The organism is Caballeronia arvi (genome assembly GCF_001544695.2).
Classification (GTDB): domain Bacteria; phylum Pseudomonadota; class Gammaproteobacteria; order Burkholderiales; family Burkholderiaceae; genus Caballeronia; species Caballeronia arvi.
Genome location: NZ_FCOM02000006.1, coordinates 73435 through 88688, shown reverse-complemented (window position 1 = coordinate 88688; position 15254 = coordinate 73435). Strand labels below are relative to the sequence as shown.

Sequence of the window (15254 nt, the reverse complement as noted above, 5' to 3'; positions counted from 1 at the left end):
CGCGCGGCTGCCTCACCCTCTGATTTCAGATTGCCGACGCGGGCATCGCCAGAAGGCGCGCGATCAGCGCATCCGCGAGTTCGTGCTGCTTTTTCAGTTCGATGGCGTCGGCGGCGCTGCGCATGGCGTCTGGTTCGCCGCTCACACGGCCGGCGAGACGCATCACCTGGTCGGATGCCGCCTGCAGCGCGCGCATCAGATCGGCCTGGCTCTCAGCATCGACACCCGCTATGCGATGCGGTCTGGCGTTACCTTCCATCGTCTGAAACATGTCGATCCCCGTGTTTGAGTGCATGGGTGAATTCTGCCGCCACTTGTTTCGTCTCAATCCTCCGAATAACCCCTTATTACGGCTTCATATCGTCTGCTGCTTGACGCCGGCCACATATGACGCCGGGTGAAAGCGCCGTCCGTCATGGCTTTGCGGGCGGCAGACGGTAACATTGCTGTTTTCCTCGCAATCGATTCGCGGCGTAAAAGCCGCTTCGGCAGAGCGTTCACGCAAAAAAACAACAGTTCGTGCTTTTTTTATGTCTTTTTCGAGCGGCTCAACGCTCGGGGTTTTCACGCAGTTTGAACAGGCATCGACATGGTTTCTGGCAGCAGCAACGAAATTTCGCAACAGGATTCACTCAGGCGCGGACTGAAGAGCCGCCACATCCAGTTGATCGCGCTCGGCGGGGCGATCGGCACCGGGCTTTTTCTCGGCGTGGCGCAGACGATCAAGCTTGCCGGGCCATCGGTGCTGCTCGGCTACGCGATCGCCGGACTGATGGCGTTTTTCATCATGCGGCAACTGGGCGAGATGATCGTCGACGAGCCGGTCGCAGGCTCGTTCAGCCATTTCGCCGATAAATACTGGGGCCACGCGTCCGGCTTCGTCTCGGGCTGGAATTACTGGGCCATCTACATTCTGGTCAGCATGGCCGAGCTGTCGGCGATCGGCATCTACATGCAGTACTGGTGGCCGGGCCTGCCCACGTGGGTATCGGCGCTGGCGTGCTTCGTGATCGTCAACGCGATCAACCTGACGAGCGTGAAGTCCTATGGCGAGACGGAATTCTGGTTCGCGATCGTGAAAGTGGCGGCCATCGTCGGGATGATTCTCTTCGGCGGCTATCTGCTCGCGTCGGGCAAGGCGGGGCCGGAAGCGAGCGTCGCGAATCTGTGGCAACTCGGCGGTTTCTTTCCGAACGGCGTGGGCGGTCTCGCGATGTCGATGGCCGTGATCATGTTCTCGTTCGGCGGGCTGGAGCTCGTCGGTATCACGGCGGCGGAAGCGGAAGAGCCGTCGAAAAGCATTCCGCGCGCGACCAATCAGGTCATCTACCGCATCCTCATTTTTTATGTCGGCGCGCTCGGCGTGCTGCTTTCGCTCTATCCGTGGGACAAGGTCGCGACCGGCGGCAGCCCGTTCGTGCTGATCTTCCGCGAAATGAACAGCACGCTCGTCGCGAACGTGCTCAACGTGATCGTGCTGACGGCCGCGCTGTCGGTGTACAACAGCGGTGTCTATGCGAACAGCCGCATGCTCTACGGGCTCGCGCAGCAAGGCAACGCGCCGCGCGTGTTCGCTGGCGTAAGCAAGCGCGGCATTCCGCTGACTGCGCTCGGCGTGTCGGCACTCGTCACGGGGGCATGCGTCGTCATCAACTATGTGATGCCGGGACGCGCGTTCGGCCTGCTGATGGGACTCGCGGTGTCGGCGCTCCTCATCAACTGGGCGATGATCAGCATCATCCACCTCAAGTTCCGGCGGCAGAAGCGCGCGCGCAACGAAGCGACGTCGTTCCGCAGCTTCGGCTATCCGCTCACGAACTATGTCGTGCTGGCGTTTCTCGCGGGCATCGTCTGGGTGATGTTCGAAACGCCGGACCTGCGCCTGTCCGTGTATCTGATTCCGGTTTGGCTGGCCGTTCTCGTAATCGGCTACTATCTCAAAAAAAGGGGCGGTGACGCGCAACGCACGGGCCGCCTCGAATCTCGCTGATCTCTCGTCCTGACACCAACACCATGTTCGAACATATCGATGCCTACCCCGGCGACCCGATCCTCTCGCTGAACGAAAACTTCCAGAAGGACCCGCGCACGAACAAGGTCAATCTGAGCATCGGCATTTACTTCGACGACGAAGGCCGCCTGCCCGTGATGCAGGCGGTGCGCGAAGCGGAACTGTCGATCCTGAAAGATCTCGGCCCGAAGCCTTATCTGCCGATGGCCGGTTTTGCGCACTATCGCGATGCCGTGCAGCAGCTCGTGTTCGGCAACGACAGCCCCGCGCGCGCGGACGGCCGCATCGCGACCGTGCAGACGCTCGGCGGCTCGGGCGCGTTGAAAGTGGGCGCCGATTTCATCAAGCGCTACTTTCCGCAATCGAAGGTGTGGGTGAGCGATCCGACGTGGGAAAACCATCGCTTCATCTTCGAGCGCGCGGGCTTCGACGTTCAAACGTACCCGTATTACGACGAAGCCACCGGCGGCCTTCGCTTCGACGCGATGCTCGAAGGCATCGACAAGCTGCCCGCGAAGAGCGTCGTTCTGCTGCATGCGTGCTGTCACAACCCGACGGGCGTCGATCTGGATTCCGCGCAGTGGCTCAAGCTCATCGATGTGCTGCAAAAGCGCGATCTGCTGCCCTTTGTCGACATGGCTTATCAGGGCTTCGGCGCCGGTCTCGACGATGACGCGTTCGCCGTGCGCGAACTCGCGCGCCGTGGCGTGCCGTCGTTCATCGCCAATTCGTTCTCGAAGAATTTCTCGCTGTACGGCGAGCGCTGCGGCGGCCTGCACGTGATCTGCGACGATGCAGCCGAAGCCGATCGCGTGCTCGGCCAGTTGACGAGCGCGGTGCGCGCCAACTACAGCAATCCGCCGACGCACGGCGCGAAGATCGTCACGCAGGTGCTGAACACGCCGGAGCTGAAGCAGTCGTGGCAGGCCGAACTCGCGTCGATGTGTGAGCGCATCGCGCGCATGCGTCAGGCGATCCACGATGGCCTGAAGGATCACGTGAAGGGCGAAATGCTTACGCGCTACGTGAAGCAGCGCGGCATGTTCACGTACACGGGCCTGGTCGCGGAACAGGCGGACCGGCTGAAAGAGGAATTCGGCGTGTATATCCTGCGCTCGGGCCGCATGTGCGTCGCGGGCTTGAACGAGCGCAACGTGCAGGTCGTCGCCGATGCGATCGGCAAGGTGCTCGCAGCAGCCAAGTAAGCTAGAGATCGGGGCACGACAGCACGTTCTGCTTCGGCAGGCTGCCCGGCCCCGTCTCCACTTTCGTGCCGCGCGCAGGCGTCAGGATGAGCCGCACGCTCTTCGTGCCTTCGTTCGCGAGCACGTACATGTCGCCGCTGCCTTCTGGCTGCCAGTACACGCGATACACCTCGCCGTCCTTGTAGACATGCAGCGCGCCGTGCCTCACGGCGCCGCCGCGCCAGAAATTCACGCTTTCCCCTTCGCGCAGCGCGAACATGCCGTCCTGTCCGTTCGTGGCGCTTTCGAGCGTGCCGCATACGGCATCGTCGGCGCGTGCGTGCGCGCTGACGGCCAGCGCCGCCGCGCACAGGATGATCGATCGGCGATTCATCGGTATGGCCCTCCCATCAGAAAATAGTCGGCACGCGCGTTCATCGTAAGCGCGTGCGTCTCGCCGCGCTCGTCGCAAGATATGCGCCGACGTTCCGCCACGCGTGTGCTACTTTGAATAAAAGCAGCGTTTCGATCGGAGGGCGCCATGACCGTGATCGCACCGGACGAAAGAGCGGATTTTCTGGCGATCCTGGCACGCCATCGGCTGGAGGAAAGCGACTTTCTCGTGCAGGAAGGCGGCGCGTCCGATGTCGTGGACGATGTCTATCCGCTGCAAGGCCAGGTCACCATCACGCGACGTTCCACGCTGAAGGAACGCGAATATCGCATCGGGCACGGCACGGAATGGACCGCCGCGTTCGAAAAGGATTTGAACAAGGGCGTGTTCGGCTGAAGAGGCACGCCGCAGGCAGGTTTTTACGCACTTTTTGAAGCGGAGCAGGCGATGAGACCGACCGAATTCGAATCGTTCAAGGCGCATGTCGCGATGCTGCTGCGCGATCTGCCGCGCGGCATGACCGCCGATCTGACCGATGTGGCCGTCGCGTACTGGAACGGCAAGCAGGTGGTCGGCGCGTATCTGCGCGACAACGGCCGCATCGACGAAGATTTCGATTTCGATGAAAACGCGTGGGGCAACTGGCGCGACGAATTTCTGCTTTGGTTCGAAGCGCCGCGTTTCTCCGAACGCGCCGATCTGAAGGCGGCGTTCGTCGCCGGTGTCATTCCCGTGAACCTGCCCGGCGGACTCTGGCCGCGCCCGCTCTGATACGAAGGCGCGTCGCCCCTCCTTTCGCGCCTCTTCACCGGAAGTCATCTGTAAGCACGCCGTCGATGCCGCAGAACGGCACAGCGATTGCTCCCTCCCACGACGCCCTAGCGTCCGATCCACGACCGTTCGACGGCCGTGCTCCGACGTTCATCGTCACGGAGGAATTTCAGCATGGCTGGCAACGGCAGACTTCATTCGCTCACGTTCTTCACGGCCATCGTGTTCATCGTCATCGGCGTGGCGCTGGCGGCGGGCGGCGCGTATCTCGTCACGCTGAAAGGATCGTGGTACTACGTGATCGCGGGCGCGGCCATCGTCGTGACCGGGCTTTTGCTGCTGATACGGCGGCGTTCCGCGCTTCTGCTCTTCGCGCTCATGCTGTTCGCATCGACGATCTGGGCGGTCGTCGAAGTACATTTCGATTTCTGGCAGTTGATGCCGCGCCTGTGGATCTGGGTGTTGCTCGCGATCTGGCTGCTGTTTCCGTTCGTGCATCGCGGTGCGCTGTTCGGTCCGCCCGCGACCGCACGGGCCGCGCGCACGCCGCTGGCCGCCGCGATCATCGTCGCGCTGCTGCTCGGCATCGGCACTTATTTCAACGATCCGCACGACCGCCCCGGACGCATCGACGTCGATGTCGCCGCCGACGCGAATCAGCCCGATGCGAATGCTGCGACCGGACGTCAGCCTGGCGACTGGATCGACTATGGCGGCTCGCCGCTCGCGCAGCGCTACGTGCCGCTTGCGCAGATCACGCCGCAGAACGCGCATCAGCTGAAAGTGGCATGGACGTATCGCACCGGCGATATGCCCGGGCCCGACGATCCCACCGAAACCACCGACGAGAACACGCCGCTCAAGGTCGGCGACACGATTTTTCTGTGCACGCCGCACAGCAAGGTGATCGCGCTGGATGCCGCGAGTGGCAAGGAAAAATGGCGCTTCGATCCGCAGATTCAGAGCCCGGTCGGATTCAAGCATTGGGAGCATATGACCTGCCGCGGCGTGGCCTACTACGACGCGTCGATGCATCCGATGCCTTCAGCGGCAGCTTCCGAGGTCGCCGCGGCTTCAGCGCCTGCGGAAGCGAGCGCGCCGGCCGCTTCGTCCGATGCGCAGGCCGCTGGAGCCAGCGCGCCCGACGTGGCCGCCGCCGCGAGCGCCGCATCCGAACCCGCAGCGCCCGCGCAGACGCCCGCCCAGACCACCGCGCTGGCCGAATGCCCGCGTCGCCTGTTCCTTCCAACCGCCGACGCGCGCCTGATGGCTCTCGATGCGGACACCGGCAAGCCGTGCGCGAGCTTCGGCAAGAACGGCGCGATAGATCTGCGCGCGAACATCGGCCCGTTCACGCCGGGCGGCTACTACTCGACATCGCCGCCGGCGGTGTTTCGCAATCTGGTGATCGTCGGCGGCCACGTCACCGACAATGAATCGAACAACGAACCGTCCGGCGTGATCCGCGCGTTCGACGTGAACGACGGCCATCTCGTATGGAACTGGGATCCGGGCAATCCGGACGCGACCGAGCCGATCGCGCCGGGCGGCACCTACGTGCGCAACTCGCCGAACATGTGGTCGATGTTCAGCGTCGACGAGAAGCGCGGCACGATCTTTCTGCCGATGGGCAATCAGACGCCCGACCAGTGGGGCGGCGAGCGCACGCCGCAGGCCGAGAAGTTTGCCGCGGGCCTCGTCGCGCTCGATGCCGCGACGGGCAAGCTGCGCTGGAACTATCAGTTCACGCATCACGATCTGTGGGACATGGATGTCGGCGGACAGCCGACGCTCGTCGACTTGCAGACGCCGCAGGGCGCGCAGCCGGCGGTGATCGCATCGACCAAACAGGGCAGCATCTACGTGTTGAATCGCGAGACCGGCAAGCCGATCGTGCCCATCAGCGAGATGCCGGTGCCGCAAGGCGCGGCGAAGGGCGACCACACCGCGCCGACGCAGGCCGTTTCCGCGCTCAATTTCAATCCGCCGCGCCTGAAGGAAGCGGACATGTGGGGCACGACGCCGTTCGATCAGCTCTGGTGCCGCATCAAGTTCAGGAGCCTGCGCTACGACGGGCCGTACACGCCGCCATCGGAGCAGGGCTCGATGGTGTTTCCGGGCAATTTCGGCGTATTCGACTGGGGCGGGATTTCTGTCGATCCGGTGCGGCAGATTTTGATCGCGAATCCGGATTACATGGCGTTCACGTCGAAGCTGATTCCGCGCGAGAAATTGCAGGAGGGCGCGACCAGCACGAGTGAAACGAGCGGCATCAAGCAGGCGCGGGGCACGCCTTTCGCCTACGAAATCAGCGCGTTTCTTTCACCGCTGGGCATTCCGTGTCAGGCGCCGCCGTGGGGCTACATGGCGGGCGTCGATCTGCGCACGAACAAGATTGCGTGGATGCACAAGAACGGCACGATCCGCGACAGCGCGCCCTTGCCGATTCCGATGCCGCTCGGCGTGCCGAGTCTCGGCGGGACGATCGTGACGGCGGGCGGCGTCGCGTTCCTGACGGGCACGCTCGATCAATACGTACGCGCGTACGACGTGCGCGACGGCAAGAAGCTGTGGGAAGCGCGGCTACCCGCGGGCGGTCAGGCGACGCCGATGAGCTACGCCGATGCCAGCGGCAAGCAGTACGTGCTCGTGACGGCGGGCGGACATGGCTCGCTCGGCACGAAGGCGGGCGATTATGTGATCGCCTATACGTTGCAATAAACGTCGATGGCGCGGGGAATATTGCCCCGCGCCCGTGCGTTACGCCCGGCGATAGGCTTCGGCCATCAGCGCGCTGACCTTCGCGCGTGCGTTGAGCGCGTCGCGTGCGGCGGTGCGCAGCTTGGCGGCGATGAACGAAACAAAGGCGATAGGGGTGGCGGCGATGATTCCCATGACTGACTCCATACTAGGGTAACTAACTAGGTAATAACCCTAGGTTAGCACATTCGACGCAGTGCAACAAATTCCTTTCGGGAAATTGACTGTGCGCGCAAGCGAATCGTCGACGCGCTCAGGCTCAGCCGATCAGGGAGCATGCAAATGAAGACGCGTTTCCTCGGTTTTTCGGCGGCGGTCGGCGGTGCGCTTGCCGCGGCGATCATCGGCGCGTGCAGCGGAGGCTCGGGCGGCGATACCAACGCAGCGGCGGGCGCCAGCGCGCCATCGGCTGCATCGAGTCCGGCGGCGGCATCGGGCGGCAGTGCGGGCAGCAGTCCGATGGACGTCGCCACGTATCACAACGACATCGCGCGCACGGGTCAGCAGCTCGCGGAAACCGTCCTCACACCCGCGAACGTGAACTCGGGCACCTTCGGCAAGCTCGGCGTGTTTTCCGTCGATGGCGCCGTCGATGCACAGCCGCTCTTTCTCGCGGGCGTGGCGATCGCGGGCGGCACGCACAACGTGCTGTACGTTGCGACCGAAAACGCCAGCGTCTACGCATTCGACGCCGACAACGGCGCCGTGCTCTGGAAAGTGTCGACTCTCGGCAGCGGCGAGAGCCCGAGCGACGACCACGGCTGCGGCCAGATCACGCCAAAGATCGGTATCACGGCGACGCCGGTCATCGACCGTTCGCGCGGGCCGAATGGCGCGATGTATGTCGTCGGCATGTCGAAGGACGGGTCGGGCGGCTATCACCAGCGCATTCACGCGCTCGACATCGCGACGGGCGGCGAGCTCTTCAACGGCCCGACTGAGATTCGCGCGACCTATCCCGGCAACGGCGCGGGCAGCCAGAACGGCACGCTCACCTTCGATCCGGGCCAGTATGCCGAGCGCGCGTCGCTGCTGCTGCTCAACGGCGTGGTCTATACCGCGTGGACGTCCCACTGCGACATCATGCCGTACACCGGCTGGGTGATGGGCTACGACGCCGGCACGCTGCAGCAGGCGAGCGTGCTGAACGTGACGCCCAACGGCCAGATGGGCGCGATCTGGATGAGCGGCGCGGGTCTCGCATCGGACGGCCAGGCGATCTATTTCCTCGATGCGAACGGCACCTTCGACCCGACGCAAAACGGGAACGAAATGCCGATCAACGGGAACTACGGCAACGGCTTCCTGCGGCTCGACACCGGGCCGCTGCGGGTGCAGGATTATTTTCAGCCGTCGAACACCGTGCAGGAATCGAACGACGACGAAGATCTCGGCTCGGGCGGCGCGATCGTATTACCCGACATGACCGACGCGAACGGCGTCGTGCGTCATCTCGCGCTCGGCGCGGGGAAGAACAAGACGATCTATGTCGTGAACCGCTTTTCGATGGGCAAGTTCGATTCGAACGCGGATCACATCTATCAGGAACTGGTCGGGCAGATTCGCGGACCGATGTTCGGCGCGCCCGTGTATTTCAACAACACGGTCTATTTCGGCTCGGTCGGCGACACCATCAAGGCGTTCGCGATCAGCAACGCGGCACTCTCCGCCACGCCGACGAGCCAGACGCCGAACGCGTTTGGCTTTCCCGGCGCGACACCGAGCATTTCCGCGAACGGCACCGCGAACGGCATTTTGTGGGCGGCCGAGAACGGGACGAACGCCGGGCTGCGCGCCTACGATGCGGCCAATCTGAGCCGTCAGCTCTATAACAGCGGCGATACGGGCGGGCGCGATCAGTTCGGGCAGGGCAATAAGTTCATCACGCCGACGATCGCGAACGGGAAGGTGTATGTCGGCACGAAGACCGGCGTCGGCGTGTTCGGGTTGCTGGCGAAGTAGAAGACTGGTGTATCGCAACGAGGATGCGTTATATTCGTAAATATATAGCGAATCCTCGTTCACCATGCTGACGCAAACAATCGAACCCCTGCGCGGCGAGCCGGCCGACAGCGGTTATGGCGCGACCATCATCACCGTAAAGGCGGCGCGCGACCACGAGCGCGCCGAATCCATACGCGATCTCGTCGATGCGCATCGGCGCTTGCAGGGCAGCGTGCTGCGCTTTCTTTCCCATTTCGACGACGGCCGCGCCATCGCGCGAGGTGCGTCGCAATCGCTCGACGCATTGGCCGCGCTGCTGGAGACGAAAGCGCGCGCGGCGGGGTTCGCCCGGATGCCCGAGTTGAGCGCGGCCGTGCAATCGGCGCGAGCGGCGGCGCGTCAGCGTGATCTGCTTTTCTTCGATTCCTTCGGCACCGATGTGCCCGCGTTGCGCGAAGCAGCCTGCATGCTGGAACGCCTCGATGCGACGCTCGTCGGACTGTGCGTGGAGCACGTCCTGCGCGCGAACGCGAAAAGCAGAGCGCGCCGCGGCTAGACCGGCGGATGGATCTTCGGCGGCACTGCGTCGAGTTGCCGGAACACGCTCAGCCAGTCTTCGAGATGCCAGGTCTTCGAGACGCGGCCGTCGCGCAGTTCGTGGAACGAATGAATCGCGAAGCGGATCGGCTTCTTCGTCGCGGCGATGCCCATCAACGGGCCGGACTGCGTGCCGCTCACTTCCGCGCGCGTGCCGACGCGATTGTCCTGTATCAGCATGTCGAGAATCTGGATGCGCATGTCGGGCAGCGCGGCCGCGAGATCGGCGAAGACGGGGATCATCTGATCGGGACCGGGCTGCTGTCCGGGCGGCTCGGGGAGGTATTCCCAGTCGGGCGTGACGGCCTCGCGCAAGAGCGCGACGTCCTGCGTGGCAAACGCGCGATAGAGACGCTCGACCGCTTCGCGCGCGGCGGACTGGGTCAGATGAGCTTCCTGCATGGTGCCTCCTTGGACGCGGTGAGGGCGCGGCACTGCGGAATCACTGTATCCCAACGGCCCTGAGCGCGCAGGAACGGTCGCCAGGCCGTGTTAAGCTCACGTTTCTTCGCTGGGGAGTAGCCGGCTTTTCCGCACAGGGAAAGCGCTCATGTCAACACGCTCGGCCGTTCAGGCCGTGGCATGAGCAACCGTCACAGGTTGGCAAGACCATCGACAGGATTCGCGACCGGTCGGGCGCGCGTTCTGTCGTTCCGTCTTGCCCGACCAGAGCGCTACTCGATGAACCTCGCTTCCACAATATTTCTCGCCTTCGCCATGTCCACCGATGCCTTCGCCGCCGCGGTCGGCAAGGGCGCAACCCTGCACAAGCCGCGTATCACGGAAGCGCTGAAGACCGGCGTGATCTTCGGCGTGATCGAAGCATTGACGCCGCTCGTCGGCTGGGCGCTCGGCAGGGCGGCCGCGCAATACGTGACGGCCTGGGATCACTGGATCGCGTTCGGCCTGCTGGGGCTGCTCGGCGCGCGCATGATCCGCGAAGGACTGAGCCCGGCGAGCCATGACGAAGAGAAGCCCAACTCGCATTCGTTCTGGGTGCTCGCGCTTACCGGCTTCGCGACCAGCATCGATGCGATGGCGGTCGGCGCCGGCCTCGCGTTCATCGACGTCGATATCTTTTCGACCGCCGCGACCATCGGTTTCGCGACGATGCTGATGGTGACGATCGGCGTGATGGTCGGCCGAATCGTCGGCGCGACGATCGGCAAGCGCGCGGAGATCGTCGGCGGGCTGATTCTGATCGGCGTCGGTTGCGTGATTCTGGCCGAGCATCTCGGGTATTTGAGCTGAGCACGCCGGACGACAGTAGCAGGCGTTTCGACCAAAATTCACGTTGAATACATTAACAACAACTGGCCTTAGGTCGATACGATCGCTCTATCCACTGCCTTCGACTCCAAATCCAGAACGCCATGCCACGTCCGATTTCCGCGCGCATCCATCTCGACGCCGTTCGTCACAATCTCCAGCTCGTCAAACGCACTGCGCCGTCGTCACGGGTGTGGTCCGTCATCAAGGCGAATGCGTACGGTCATGGCATCGAGCGCATTTATCCGGCGCTCGCGAGCGCGGACGGCATCGCGCTGCTCGATCTCGACGAAGCCGTGCGCGTGCGCGAATTCGGCTGGACGAAGCCCGTTCTGCTGCTCGAAGGCGTGTTCGAGCCGGACGATGTCGAGACGGCGGATCGTCACCGGCTGACGGTCACGGTGCACTGCGACGAACAGCTCGCGTTGCTGAACGCCGCGCGGCCCCGCGAGCGCATCGATATCCAGTTGAAGATGAATTCCGGGATGAACCGGCTCGGCTTCCGGCCAGGCGACTTCGAGCGCGCGTTCAGGCGCGCGTCGGATATCGAGGCGATCGGCTCGATCGGTCTGATGAGCCACTTCGCGAACGCGGACGATGGCGCCATCGACTGGCAGATCGACGAGTTCGACGCAGCCACGCGCCATCTTTCCGGCACGCGTTCGCTGTCGAATTCGGCGGCGGTGCTGTGGCATCCGCGCGCGCATCGCGACTGGGTGCGGCCCGGCACGATCCTCTACGGTGCGTCGCCGACGGGCTGCGCGCGGCATATCGAAGGCTGCGGCCTGCGCGCCGCGATGACGCTGTCGAGCCGCATCATCGGCGTGCAGACGCTGCAGCCGGGCGAGACGATCGGCTATGGCCGCACGTTCACGGCGGATCGCGCGATGACGATCGGCGTCGTGGCATGCGGCTACGCGGACGGCTACCCGCGCCACGCGCCGACTGGCACGCCCGTCGCGGTCGATGGCGTGCGCACGCGCATCGTCGGACGCGTGTCGATGGACATGCTCACCGTCGATCTCACACCGTGCCCGTCGGCGGGCATCGGTTCATCGGTCGAACTGTGGGGCGAGCAGATCAGGGTCGATGAAGTCGCGGAGCCAGCCGGCAGCATCGGCTACGAGCTGATGTGCGCGCTCGCGCGGCGCGTGCCTGTGAGCATCGGCGCGGACATTCCGAATAAGACCGAAGCGCATATCGCTTGACCCTCACGTAGCGTAAGGTTCTAGCCTCCATCGTGCGCACTGAACGGAGGCTGCATGCTGTTGAAAGTAGGAGAACTGGCGAAGAAGAGCGGACTGACCGTCCGCACGCTGCATCACTACGACGCCATCGGCCTGCTCACGCCTTCGGCGCGCGCCGATAACGGCTACCGGTTGTATAACCGCGACGACATCGCCCGGCTGCATCGCATCCAGGCGTTGCGCGGTTTCGGCCTCTCGCTTGCCGATATCGGCGCCTATCTCTCCCAGCCCGATGCACCTCTCGCCGATCTCATCGCGCGTCAGATCGCCATGCTCGACAGTCAGATCGAGAAGGCGGCGCGTCTGCGCGGCCGCCTCGAAGACTTGCGCGGCATGCTGATGGACGGCAAGGAGCCCGAGCTGGCCGACTGGCTCAACACGCTGGAATTGATGACGATGTTCGACCGTTACTTTTCTCAAGAAGAACTCGACCGCCTGCCGATGTATCGCAAATCACAAACGCAACCGCCCGACTGGACCGCGCTCGTCGCCGATGTGCGCGCGCTGATGGACGCGGGCGTGCCGCCCGAAGATGAGCGTGCGCGCGCGCTCGCGGACCGCTGGATGACGCTGCTTGCGCGCGACACCGGCGACGATCCGCGCCTGCTCGCGAAGCTGAACCGCATGCACGACAACGAGCCGTCGATGCAGGCGAGCATCGGCATATCGACGCAATTGCGCGACTACGTGCTGCGCGCGTTCTCGGCGACGATGATCGCGACTTACGAGCGCCATCTGTCGCCGGACGAGTTTCGCTTTCTGCGCGACAACTACGGCAAGCGCGCGATGGAATGGCCGCAACTGATGGCCGATGTCCGCGATGCGATCGACGAAGGCGCGACGCCCGATTCGCCGCGCGCGCAGGAACTGGCGCGGCGCTGGGTGTCGCTCTTTCGCAGCTTCGCGGGCGACGATCCGCGGACGCACGCGAAGATCCGGCATGCGTTGCAGACCGAGCCGGAATTGTCGAGAGGATCGTGGGCGAACGAGACTCTGCTCGGCTTCGTTCGCGACGCAGTGAGGCGTCTCGAAAGCACGCACTTGAAATAGACCTTTCGTCCCGCTATACCTTGAAAGAATCGGGGAGTAAATCCGTAAGGAAGAGTGGTTGCCCGGGCGCTCGCAGTTCCGGCGGCGTGTCGTCTCGTCCGGACTGCGGGCGCGTTTCGATTCCTAAGATCAACAAGGAAACGACATGTACCATCAGACCTACAATCCGCTGGGCAACGTTTTCCTGTCGACCATCGCCGCGGCGATTCCGATTCTGACGCTGCTTTACTTCATCGCGCTGCATCGTCATCGCGATCCGCAGGGCAACGTGCATCTGGGCATATCGGCGCCGTATGCGGCGTTCTTCGGCGTGATCGCCGCGTTCATCATTTCGTGTCTCGTGTTCCGGATGCCGGTGACGTCGGCGGTATCGGCTTTCGCGCTCGGCTCTCTTTCGGGCTTTCTCGGCATCATCTGGATCGTCCTGGCGGCGATGTTTCTCTACACGATGAGCGTCGTGACCGGCAAGTTCGAGATCGTCAAGGATTCGATCGTCCACATCTCGTTCGACCGGCGGCTGCAGTGCGTGCTGATCGCGTTTTCGTTTGGCGCGATCATCGAGGGCACGTCGGGATTCGGCACGCCTGTTGCGATCGCCGGGGCGGTGATGGTCGGGCTCGGCTTCAGGCCGTTCCAGTCCGCCGTGCTGAATCTGCTCGCGAATACGGCGCCGGTCGCGTGGGGCGCGATCGGCACGCCGATCGTCACGCTTGCCGCCGTCAGCGAACTCGATCAGGTCACGCTCTCCGCGATGGCGGGCCATCAGTTGCCATTCGTCTCGGTGCTGGTGCCGTTCTGGCTCGTCGCGACCTTCGTGAAGATGGAAGGCGGCTCGTGGAAGGAAGTCTTCGAAGTATGGCCGGCGATGCTCTGCGCGGGCGGCTCGTTCGCGATCATGCAGTTCTATGCGTCCGGCAGTCACGCGCTGCATCTGATGACGGACGTGGTATCCGGCGTGTTCTCGGTGATCTGCACGGCGCTGTTCCTGCGCTTCGTGTGGCATCCGAAGACGCGCTTTCTGCTGCGCTCGGAGCGCGAGGCGCTCGCGCAGCAAGGCAAGACCGCGACGACAGTGGCGTTGAACAAGGCCGAATGGAAGTACAAGTACACCGTCGGCGAGACCATCTATGCATGGATGCCGTGGGTGATCCTGATCGCGTGCTGCGCGCTATGGGGCGTGCCCGAGTTCAAGAAATTCCTGAACAACGTGTTCGCGGGCGTCACGTTCTCCACCACGCTTCTCGGCTCGCCGTTCAAGGGCACACTGTCTTTGCCCGTCTGGGACATGCCCGCGCTGCATAACCTCGTGCAGCGCATGCCGCCGGTCGCGCCCGTCAATGCGAAGGCGGAAGCGGCGCGCTTCACGATCAACTGGCTGTCGGCGGCGGGCACCGGTGTGTTCGTCGCGGCGATGCTTTCCGGCTTCGTGCTGCGTCTGTCCGCTGTGCAATGGCGGGATGCGTTCACGCAGACCATGCGCCGCATGAAGATTCCGGTGCTCGTCATTGCGCAGGTGCTCGGGCTCGGATTTCTTACGCGCTACTCGGGCACCGACGCGGTCCTGGGCCTCGCGTTCACGGGCGCGGGCGTGTTCTATCCGTTCTTCGCGGCGTTCCTCGGCTGGCTCGGCGTGTTCCTGACGGGCTCCGACACGGCTTCGAATGCGCTCTTCGGAAGCCTGCAGCGCATCACCGCGCAGCAACTCAATCTGAATCCGATCCTCATCGTCGCGACGAATTCGACGGGCGGCGTGATGGGCAAGATGATCGATGCGCAATCGATCATGGTCGCGTGCGCCGCGTGCTACGACGATCCGACGGAGCGCTCGTTTGCGCTCGGGCCGATATTCCGGACGGTGTTCTTCCATTCGATCGCGGGCGCGGCGGTGATCGGCGTGATCGCGATGCTGCAGGCGTATGTGTTCCCGTGGATGATTCCGGTGCCGCCGGGGGGGTGAGTTTGTAGTCCAAGGGCCACACGACAAAAAGCGAAGTTGTAGCTCCAGGGATACAAGCACCGATAAGAAG

16 protein-coding genes and 1 riboswitch are annotated in these 15254 nt (G+C 63.8%); of the genes, 11 read left to right on the top strand and 5 right to left on the bottom strand.

The annotated features are described in order from the left end of the window. Window positions 1-25: 25 nt before the first annotated feature. Both AWB74_RS09460 and AWB74_RS45565 read right to left on the bottom strand, forming a co-directional pair. The gene (locus AWB74_RS09460; RefSeq protein WP_235024526.1) at window positions 26-295 is read right to left on the bottom strand and encodes a hypothetical protein; all 270 of its coding nucleotides are present in this window, start codon (window positions 293-295) and stop codon (window positions 26-28) included. Between the two features lie 60 nt (window positions 296-355). After that, entirely contained in the window at window positions 356-568 is a 213-nt protein-coding gene (locus AWB74_RS45565; RefSeq protein ID WP_143749175.1) for a hypothetical protein, read from the bottom strand. A 21-nt stretch (window positions 569-589) separates the two neighbouring features. On the opposite strand from AWB74_RS45565, the gene AWB74_RS09455 reads away from it, so the two are divergent. Both AWB74_RS09455 and AWB74_RS09450 read left to right on the top strand, forming a co-directional pair. After that, window positions 590-1990 carry an amino acid permease gene (locus tag AWB74_RS09455; RefSeq protein ID WP_061146506.1) on the top strand — a complete coding sequence of 467 codons (1401 nt, stop codon included), beginning with the start codon at window positions 590-592 and terminating at the stop codon, window positions 1988-1990. Between the two features lie 23 nt (window positions 1991-2013). Further along, a complete protein-coding gene (locus tag AWB74_RS09450; RefSeq protein WP_061146505.1) occupies window positions 2014-3216 on the top strand; it encodes an amino acid aminotransferase in 1203 nt (400 codons plus the stop codon). Between the two features lies 1 nt (window position 3217). Here the strand turns inward: AWB74_RS09450 and AWB74_RS09445 are convergent, their stop codons facing one another. Continuing rightward, on the bottom strand, window positions 3218-3589 hold the full coding sequence (locus AWB74_RS09445; protein WP_061146504.1) for a hypothetical protein: 372 nt from the start codon (window positions 3587-3589) through the stop codon (window positions 3218-3220). A gap of 147 nt (window positions 3590-3736) precedes the next feature. On the opposite strand from AWB74_RS09445, the gene AWB74_RS09440 reads away from it, so the two are divergent. The 3 genes from AWB74_RS09440 to AWB74_RS09430 all read left to right on the top strand — a co-directional run bounded on the left by AWB74_RS09440 (window position 3737) and on the right by AWB74_RS09430 (window position 7081). Further along, on the top strand, window positions 3737-3985 hold the full coding sequence (locus tag AWB74_RS09440; protein WP_061146503.1) for a hypothetical protein: 249 nt from the start codon (window positions 3737-3739) through the stop codon (window positions 3983-3985). A gap of 51 nt (window positions 3986-4036) precedes the next feature. Continuing rightward, window positions 4037-4360, top strand: a complete 324-nt coding sequence (locus AWB74_RS09435) for a hypothetical protein (protein ID WP_061146502.1) — start codon at window positions 4037-4039, stop codon at window positions 4358-4360. Window positions 4361-4534: 174 nt separating this feature from the next. Next, window positions 4535-7081 carry a glucose/quinate/shikimate family membrane-bound PQQ-dependent dehydrogenase gene (locus tag AWB74_RS09430; protein ID WP_061146501.1) on the top strand — a complete coding sequence of 849 codons (2547 nt, stop codon included), beginning with the start codon at window positions 4535-4537 and terminating at the stop codon, window positions 7079-7081. Between the two features lie 39 nt (window positions 7082-7120). Here the strand turns inward: AWB74_RS09430 and AWB74_RS48180 are convergent, their stop codons facing one another. Then, on the bottom strand, window positions 7121-7255 hold the full coding sequence (locus tag AWB74_RS48180) for a hypothetical protein (protein WP_268807827.1): 135 nt from the start codon (window positions 7253-7255) through the stop codon (window positions 7121-7123). Between the two features lie 147 nt (window positions 7256-7402). On the opposite strand from AWB74_RS48180, the gene AWB74_RS09425 reads away from it, so the two are divergent. Both AWB74_RS09425 and AWB74_RS09420 read left to right on the top strand, forming a co-directional pair. Then, entirely contained in the window at window positions 7403-9082 is a 1680-nt protein-coding gene (locus tag AWB74_RS09425) for an outer membrane protein assembly factor BamB family protein (protein WP_061146674.1), read from the top strand. Between the two features lie 64 nt (window positions 9083-9146). Next, complete coding sequence (locus AWB74_RS09420) at window positions 9147-9620, top strand: hypothetical protein (protein ID WP_061146500.1); 474 nt, start codon at window positions 9147-9149, stop codon at window positions 9618-9620. Here AWB74_RS09420 and AWB74_RS09415 read toward each other — a convergent pair. Beyond that, window positions 9617-10063, bottom strand: coding sequence for an ester cyclase (locus AWB74_RS09415; protein ID WP_061146499.1), 447 nt, complete (start codon window positions 10061-10063; stop codon window positions 9617-9619). The genes AWB74_RS09420 and AWB74_RS09415 overlap by 4 nt on opposite strands. A 99-nt stretch (window positions 10064-10162) precedes the next feature. Then, a riboswitch (yybP-ykoY riboswitch) is annotated at window positions 10163-10334 on the top strand. Between the two features lie 8 nt (window positions 10335-10342). On the opposite strand from AWB74_RS09415, the gene mntP reads away from it, so the two are divergent. The 4 genes from mntP (at window position 10343) to AWB74_RS09395 (ending at window position 15184) form a co-directional block, all read left to right on the top strand. Further along, window positions 10343-10912: a manganese efflux pump MntP gene (gene mntP / locus AWB74_RS09410; RefSeq protein WP_061146498.1), complete on the top strand. Its 570-nt coding sequence runs from the start codon at window positions 10343-10345 to the stop codon at window positions 10910-10912. A 122-nt stretch (window positions 10913-11034) separates the two neighbouring features. Continuing rightward, on the top strand, window positions 11035-12138 hold the full coding sequence (gene alr, locus AWB74_RS09405) for an alanine racemase (RefSeq protein ID WP_061146497.1): 1104 nt from the start codon (window positions 11035-11037) through the stop codon (window positions 12136-12138). A gap of 54 nt (window positions 12139-12192) precedes the next feature. Beyond that, window positions 12193-13227, top strand: coding sequence for a MerR family transcriptional regulator (locus tag AWB74_RS09400; protein WP_061146496.1), 1035 nt, complete (start codon window positions 12193-12195; stop codon window positions 13225-13227). A gap of 145 nt (window positions 13228-13372) precedes the next feature. Then, a complete protein-coding gene (locus tag AWB74_RS09395; RefSeq protein ID WP_061146495.1) occupies window positions 13373-15184 on the top strand; it encodes an L-lactate permease in 1812 nt (603 codons plus the stop codon). Window positions 15185-15254 lie beyond the last annotated feature (70 nt).

Excerpts from the sequence above, each read along its gene's own strand:
- AWB74_RS09400 (WP_061146496.1), top strand. The coding sequence starts at position 12,193 with ATGCTGTTGAAAGTAGGAGAACTGGCGAAGAAGAGCGGACTGACCGTC.
- alr (WP_061146497.1), top strand. The coding sequence starts at position 11,035 with ATGCCACGTCCGATTTCCGCGCGCATCCATCTCGACGCCGTTCGTCAC.
- AWB74_RS09445 (WP_061146504.1), bottom strand. The coding sequence starts at position 3,589 with ATGAATCGCCGATCGATCATCCTGTGCGCGGCGGCGCTGGCCGTCAGC.
- mntP (WP_061146498.1), top strand. The coding sequence starts at position 10,343 with ATGAACCTCGCTTCCACAATATTTCTCGCCTTCGCCATGTCCACCGAT.
- AWB74_RS48180 (WP_268807827.1), bottom strand. The coding sequence starts at position 7,255 with ATGGGAATCATCGCCGCCACCCCTATCGCCTTTGTTTCGTTCATCGCC.
- AWB74_RS09425 (WP_061146674.1), top strand. The coding sequence starts at position 7,403 with ATGAAGACGCGTTTCCTCGGTTTTTCGGCGGCGGTCGGCGGTGCGCTT.
- AWB74_RS09430 (WP_061146501.1), top strand. The coding sequence starts at position 4,535 with ATGGCTGGCAACGGCAGACTTCATTCGCTCACGTTCTTCACGGCCATC.
- AWB74_RS09435 (WP_061146502.1), top strand. The coding sequence starts at position 4,037 with ATGAGACCGACCGAATTCGAATCGTTCAAGGCGCATGTCGCGATGCTG.
- AWB74_RS09450 (WP_061146505.1), top strand. The coding sequence starts at position 2,014 with ATGTTCGAACATATCGATGCCTACCCCGGCGACCCGATCCTCTCGCTG.
- AWB74_RS09420 (WP_061146500.1), top strand. The coding sequence starts at position 9,147 with ATGCTGACGCAAACAATCGAACCCCTGCGCGGCGAGCCGGCCGACAGC.
- AWB74_RS09395 (WP_061146495.1), top strand. The coding sequence starts at position 13,373 with ATGTACCATCAGACCTACAATCCGCTGGGCAACGTTTTCCTGTCGACC.
- AWB74_RS09460 (WP_235024526.1), bottom strand. The coding sequence starts at position 295 with ATGCACTCAAACACGGGGATCGACATGTTTCAGACGATGGAAGGTAAC.
- AWB74_RS09440 (WP_061146503.1), top strand. The coding sequence starts at position 3,737 with ATGACCGTGATCGCACCGGACGAAAGAGCGGATTTTCTGGCGATCCTG.
- AWB74_RS09415 (WP_061146499.1), bottom strand. The coding sequence starts at position 10,063 with ATGCAGGAAGCTCATCTGACCCAGTCCGCCGCGCGCGAAGCGGTCGAG.
- AWB74_RS09455 (WP_061146506.1), top strand. The coding sequence starts at position 590 with ATGGTTTCTGGCAGCAGCAACGAAATTTCGCAACAGGATTCACTCAGG.